The sequence below is a fragment of the Rhodopirellula maiorica SM1 genome, from assembly GCF_000346295.1.
Classification (GTDB): domain Bacteria; phylum Planctomycetota; class Planctomycetia; order Pirellulales; family Pirellulaceae; genus Novipirellula; species Novipirellula maiorica.
This window is the reverse complement of sequence record NZ_ANOG01000987.1, coordinates 1-6,743: the sequence shown is the minus strand read 5'-3', so window position 1 is coordinate 6,743 and position 6,743 is coordinate 1. Positions and strand designations below refer to the sequence as shown.

At 54.5% G+C, this 6,743-nt stretch carries 5 protein-coding genes; all 5 read left to right on the top strand.

The annotated features are described in order from the left end of the window. The first annotated feature begins 512 nt into the window (after positions 1-512). The 5 genes from RMSM_RS31920 to RMSM_RS31900 all read left to right on the top strand — a co-directional run bounded on the left by RMSM_RS31920 (position 513) and on the right by RMSM_RS31900 (position 6,703). Positions 513-1,457, top strand: coding sequence for a PfkB family carbohydrate kinase (locus tag RMSM_RS31920; protein WP_008707392.1), 945 nt, complete (start codon positions 513-515; stop codon positions 1,455-1,457). A gap of 312 nt (positions 1,458-1,769) precedes the next feature. Then, the gene (locus RMSM_RS31910) at positions 1,770-3,488 is read left to right on the top strand and encodes an HAD family hydrolase (RefSeq protein WP_261340360.1); all 1,719 of its coding nucleotides are present in this window, start codon (positions 1,770-1,772) and stop codon (positions 3,486-3,488) included. A gap of 7 nt (positions 3,489-3,495) precedes the next feature. Beyond that, a complete protein-coding gene (locus RMSM_RS43560) occupies positions 3,496-3,891 on the top strand; it encodes an HAD family hydrolase (protein ID WP_008707387.1) in 396 nt (131 codons plus the stop codon). Next, positions 3,872-5,878: an alpha-amylase family glycosyl hydrolase gene (locus RMSM_RS31905; protein WP_008707385.1), complete on the top strand. Its 2,007-nt coding sequence runs from the start codon at positions 3,872-3,874 to the stop codon at positions 5,876-5,878. The genes RMSM_RS43560 and RMSM_RS31905 overlap by 20 nt, the downstream gene beginning before the upstream one ends. Before the next feature lie 6 nt (positions 5,879-5,884). Further along, on the top strand, positions 5,885-6,703 hold the full coding sequence (locus tag RMSM_RS31900; protein ID WP_008707384.1) for an HAD-IIB family hydrolase: 819 nt from the start codon (positions 5,885-5,887) through the stop codon (positions 6,701-6,703). Positions 6,704-6,743: the final 40 nt, after the last annotated feature.

The window sequence follows — 6,743 nt, the reverse complement described above, 5'->3', positions numbered from 1 at the left end:
TAGCGACGCCGATCCGGCGGGCGTCGAAAGTGATGGTGAATTCGTTTCCGCTTCCATGCCGGATCTCCGCTCCGCTGCGATCCGGCCTACGTCGGCACCCGGTAGGCCGGATCAAGTCGCGATAGCGACGCCGATCCGGCGGGCGTCGAAAGTGATGGTGAATTCGTTACCACCGCCATGCCGGATCTCCGCTTCGCTGCGATCCGGCCTACGTCCATCCAGCGGGCTTGTGGAAAAGTTACTCAAAAGGGCGCAGGTTTTGCAGGACCCATTTGCTACCAATGCAGGAGGACGTATTTTGCAGCGCTGGGCAAGTAGCATAAACACCGTATTCGATGCACTGAACATCGTTTTTGCATTCCTCACCGAGTCGAGGCGTGGTTGCTCTGCATTCGTGACGGATGTGGGGTAAAATCACAAATTACATCGCTAAAATCGGTCGCGATTCGCATTCGTTTCACAAAACCGTACAATGCATGTTCAAAACTCACCGCCGAGCTCGATAGGATCGAATGACTTCTCACTCCCCCAAAACGAGTCTCGAGTTTCGTGGTTCGCCACTGATCATTGGCGAAGTGCTACTCGATCATTTCCCCGACGGACGCAGTGTTCTTGGCGGGGCTCCCTTCAATGTGGCATGGAATCTGCAGGGGCTGGGCCGCAAGCCGACATTTGTTTCGTCGGTAGGTGAAGATGCTGAGGGAAAACAGATCCGCGAGCGGATGGCCGAATGGGGAATGAAATTGGATGGATTGCAGACCAGTAAAGAACATCAAACCGGAGCAGTCCAAGTCACGCTCGAAAATGGCCAGCCATCGTACGATATCATCTACCCCCGCGCCTACGACTTCATTCAGCCTCCGGAGGCGAGTTCAGAAACCGCTGATACGATGGGGGCGTCATCGATTTACGACGCCCACTCGATCTTCTATCACGGCACGTTAGCGTGGCGAGCGCCTCAGACGCGTGAGACGCTGAAGCATTGGATCTCAAATTCGACCGCATCGCGTTTCGTTGATATCAACATACGCGAGCCCTGGTTTGATGCGGAATGGTTGCCTGAGCTGCTTGGTGGGGCTGATTTCATCAAACTTAATGATGAAGAGCTCTCGGGGATCTCCGGATTGCCGTGCACATCGGATGACGAAGTCCGCACTGCTGTTGAAAAGATCTCAGAGCAATACGGTAGTTCGGCGGTCTACTTTATCACTTGCGGATCTCGAGGTGCCTACGCGATCACGCACGACCGTGCCTTCTTCGCGGAGGCGCCCGAACCGGAATCGATGATGGATACGGTGGGCGCAGGCGACGGATTTGCAGCCGCTACGATCGATGGCATTTTGGCCGGGATCTCTTACCAAGAGGTGATTGATCGCGCCGTTCGTTTTGCAGCCCGCATCTGTGGACTTCGCGGCGCCACGACCACCGATGTCTCGGTATACGAGATTGATGAATGAGCCGTGGGCTGATCGGTAAGGCAGCGGGGAGCGCGCGGGCCCTTCCACCGTCAACGCTCAAGTTGCAGCGAGATCAATCGCTGAAACAACGCAACCTGAACACACCTAGCGATACGACGGGGCCGTTGCGAAAGCATCCCTCGAAAATCGCTAAACCAACAATATTTTTGACCGCTTTTTTTAAGTTGTTCATTTCACTCCAACAGAAACGTCAAGGTTATGCCTGAAACGAAGACTGAAGAGCCTGCCGAAACTGAGAGTTCTCTACTATCGAGCCGTTTGCTCAATCGAGAAAACGGACTCAAAATCACTTTGATCAGCTTACATGGTTTGATTCGCGCAAACGAACCTGAACTTGGATGCGATGCGGATACCGGTGGTCAAGTCATCTACGTGCTCGAACTTGCTCGCGAGCTTGCTTCGCAACCTCAGGTTCGCGAAGTCGAGTTGCTGACACGGCAAATCATTGATCCCAAGGTCTCGGATGACTATGCCCAGCTTGAAGAGGAAATCAGCGAAAACGCCAAACTGATCCGCATTCCCTTTGGACCGCGACGTTATCTGAAGAAAGAAGCTCTTTGGCCGTATGTGGACCATTTTGTCGACCAAACCCTGGTCCATTTTCGCAGGACGGGTATTCCAGACATCATTCATGGTCACTACGCTGACGCTGGACTCGCCGGAGCTCAATTGTCGCGATTGCTGCACGTTCCCTATATCTTCACCGGCCATTCGCTTGGTCGGGTCAAGCGACAGCGTTTGTCGCTGAACAAAGATAACCTCGATGCACTGGATCGCCGTTACAAGTTCTCGCTGCGGACCGAGGCGGAAGAGATCGCGCTGGAAACGGCGTCGATGGTCGTCACCAGTACGACGCAAGAGGTCCAACAACAATACGAGTTGTACGATCACTATGTCCCATCGCGGATGGAAGTGATTCCGCCGGGAGTCGACTTGTCGCGGTTTTCACCGCCGACGGCGGATTGGCCGCGGCCTGCGATCGCCGATTCGCTCAATCAATTTTTGCGAGATCCGAACAAGCCCATGATTCTGACCATGGCACGGCCGGATGAACGTAAGAATCTGACCAAGCTTGTCGATGTGTATGGGCAAAGCGAGCAGCTGCAAAAGCTAGCCAACTTGGTTCTGATCATGGGGTCGCGGGACGACATGATGGACCTGCCCAAAGCCCAACGCCGCGTGCTCGACAGTGTGCTGCATCGGATCGACAAACATGATCTGTATGGACGAGTGGCGTACCCGAAATCTCACTCGCCCAGTGATGTGCCCGAACTGTACCGTTATGCGGCCCAGAACAAAGGGGTGTTTATCAACCCCGCGTTGACCGAGCCTTTTGGATTGACGTTGTTAGAGGCGGGGGCGACGGGGTTGCCGATTGTAGCGACCAACGACGGTGGGCCTCGCGATATTATCGCCAATTGCAACAACGGATTGCTGATCGACCCGCTTGACGACGAGATGATCGAAAAAGCGTTGCTGCGAACGTTGACCGAACCGGATCAGTGGCAAGCATGGTCCAAGGCGGGGATTGAGGGCACACGCAAGCATTATTCGTGGAGCAATCACGCCCACCGTTATTTGCGTGATTTGGACGACATTCTCCAGCATTCTTCGGTGCCGGCGCTTGTCAGTGCCCCCCGGGCTCGTCGTTTACCGGAATTTGACCGGTTGATCGTGACCGATCTGGACAATACCTTGTCGGGCGATGACGAGGCTCTGGCCGAATTTGCGACCATGCTCGAGCAGAATGAGCACATCGGATTTGCGATCGCGACCGGCCGCCGGCTCGACAGCGCGATGGAATTGATCGAGCAGCTCGGGTTGCCGCGTCCCGACGTGATCGATACCGACGCAGGGACGCAGCTGCATTATGGCAAAAAATTGACTCCGGACCGTAGTTGGCGAAAACAGATCGGCTATGCGTGGAAGCCGGACGAGATTCGCAAGGTCTTGGATGAAATTCCCGGTTTATCCGCCAGGATGACTCGCATCAATCGGAGTTCAAAATAGCTACGAGATGGACACCAAGGTGGCGCCGTCGACGATGCAGATCAAGAAACATCTGCGGTCGGCGGGATTACGTGCTAAGGTTCTGTTGTCATTGGGCATGTATCTTGACATCATTCCCGTCCGCGGCGGCAGCGAGATGACGATTCGCCATTTGATGTGGAAATGGGGATTTTCGGCCGAACATGTCTTGGTCGCTGGCGACAGCGGAAACGATGCCGGCATGCTGCAAGGCCGCAGTTTGGGGGTGGTGGTCGCCAATTACAGTCCTGAATTGAACCGGCTTCGCAACCATCCTCGAATTTATTTTGCCGAACACTCGCACGCGCGAGGCATTATCGAAGGCATCGAGTACTACAACTTCTTAGAGAACATCGTAATTCCCAATGATCAGATCGAATCCTAAAGGACTCCGCAACGGCAGCATCGCGTCGCACGCCAGCGGACTCTCTTACGAAGCCGATCTGTCGTTGCGGCGCTTGTCGCCTCGGTTGCAAGCGTTTTGGGATGCTCACGATGCCGACGAAGTTCTGCGTCACGAATTTGGTCTGCGACTGGTCGACAATTGGGAAGAACTCTTTGCGCTACTGTATCAATTGTATGGCACGCGATATGACTTTTTCTACCATCTAGAACAAATTCTGCTGACCGCCGCCGCCGCTTGGTTGGATCGGCCGGAAGAACTGCGTGACTTGGATCGCCACCGCATCAACGAACCCGATTGGTTCGTTTCGGAAAAGATCGTGGGGGGGGCGTTGTACGTCGATTTGTTCAGCGAGAACCTTGGCAAGCTCGCCGATTCGATTGACTATTTCAAAGAACTCGGTCTGACCTATCTGCACTTGATGCCGCTGTTCGCGGTTCGCCCCGGCGACAACGACGGCGGCTATGCGATCAGCAATTACCGTAGCGTCGATCCCCGGTTAGGAACGATCGATGATTTGCGAAATTTGGCGACCGAACTTCGCAAGGCCGGCATTGTCTTGGTGCTGGATTTCGTCTTTAACCACACCTCGGATGACCACGATTGGGCCAAGCACGCTCAATCGGGTGACCCCGAGTACCAAAATTTCTACTACATCTTTCCCGATCGCACGCTGCCGGATCAATACGAGCGGACGCTTCGTGAAATCTTTCCCACCGTCCGCCGCGGTAATTTTACCTGGCACGATGGGATGCAAAGCTGGGTGTGGACGACGTTCAACAGTTTCCAGTGGGATTTGAACTACAGCAATCCGGCGGTGTTCCGTGCGATGCTGGAGGAAATGTTTTTCATCTCGAGCACCGGTATCGACATCTTACGACTCGATGCGGTGGCGTTCGTGTGGAAACAAATGGGGACGAGCTGCGAGAACCTTCCCGAAGCTCACACATTGATCCAAGCGTTCAGCCGATTGGCTCGTATCGCGACCCCCAGTTTGTTGTTCAAATCCGAAGCGATTGTGCATCCCGATGACGTGGTGAAATACATCAGTCCCGAAGAGTGCCAAATCTCTTACAACCCCACGTTGATGGCGTTGTTGTGGGAATCGCTCGCCACGCACGAAACTCGCTTGTTGACCCGGTCGTTAAGCCACCGACACAAATTGCCCAAACATACCGCGTGGGTCAACTATCTCCGCTGTCACGACGACATCGGTTGGACGTTTGACGATGCGGACGCGGCCGCTTTGGGGATCAATGCCTACGACCATCGCCAATTTTTGAACCAATTCTATACCGGCCAATTCAAAGGCTCGTTCGCGCGTGGCGTTCCCTTTCAAGAGAACCTCGAAACCGGCGATATGCGAATCGCCGGGACTCTTGCCTCGTTGGCGGGATTGGAACACGCGATCGAAGAAGGCGACGAACACGAAAAAGAGATGTCGATTCGCCGCATGTTGTTGCTGCAAGGGATCACGCTTAGCATTGGTGGCATCCCGCTGCTGTATCTGGGCGAAGAATGGGGAATGTTGAACGATTACGATTTCGTCAAAGACCCTGCCAAGGCCAGCGATACCCGGTGGGTGCATCGGCCGCGGATGCAGTGGGAGTTTTTGCACGAGTTGAATGACACCATCGCCTCGGGCAGCGGTTCAATTCGCAAACGCATCTTTCGATCGCAGCAGAAATTGATCGCCACTCGAAAGGCGTTACCGGCGTTGGCGGGCCAGCAAATGGAATTGGTCGCGACCGGCAATGTGCATCTGCTGAGCTTTATTCGCATCAACGAGAGTCATCGCTTGATCGTGATCGCGAACTTTACCGATCAACCTCAGTCGGTGGACGGTAATCGGCTGCGGACCGTCGGGTTGGGACGCTTCTTCAAAGACGCCTTGACCGATCGTGAATTCGGAACCAGCGATGATATCGTGCTGGAAGCTTACGAGACGCTGTGGTTGATGCGAGTGTAAATCGAAATGGATTTGAAAGTACTGGCAACCGATTTGGACGGCACGTTCATCCCGCTGGATGATCACGATGATAATCGACGCGATCTCAGCGAGGTCCAGCGGTTTCTGAGTGAACACGCGATGGAGTTGCTGTTTGTCACTGGGCGTCATTTTGCATCGGTCCAAGACGCGATTGCCGAGCACAGGTTGCCGTCACCGGAATGGATTATTTGTGACGTCGGGACGACGATCATGCGTCGCGTCGACGATGCGGCGTCGTCCAACGAATCGATGCAGCGGGTCCAGGCATATCATGACGATTTAGCGGCGATTGTCGGTCCGATTGCGACGACCGATTTGATGAAAGAGTTTTCGGGGATCGCTGGGTCGCGGCTGCAAGAGTCGGAAAAGCAGGGTGCTTTTAAACTAAGTTACTATGCCGACGCATCGCATTTAGAATCGATCCTCGAGCAGTTCCAGCAGAAGTTAGAGCGAATTGCGGCACCCTATTCGATCATCGCCAGCGTCGATCCGTTTAACGGCGACGGTTTGATCGATCTGTTACCTCGTGGTGTTTCAAAAGCGTACGCACTGCGTTGGTGGGCCGAGCACATGACGGTGCAGCCCGAAGCGATCGTATTCGCCGGAGACTCGGGTAATGATTTGGCCGCGTTGACGGCCGGATATCGAGCGATCGTGGTTCACAACGCATCGGACGAATTGAAGCAGAACGTTACCGAGGCGCACCGGATAGCCAAAACCGACGACCACGTTTTTTTGGCCAGCAAAAAAGCGACCAGCGGCGTGATGGAAGGGTTGAAACACCACGTGACAAACGTGAGATAGGCGTTCCCGTCGGCACCCGGTAGGCCGGATCAAGTCGCGG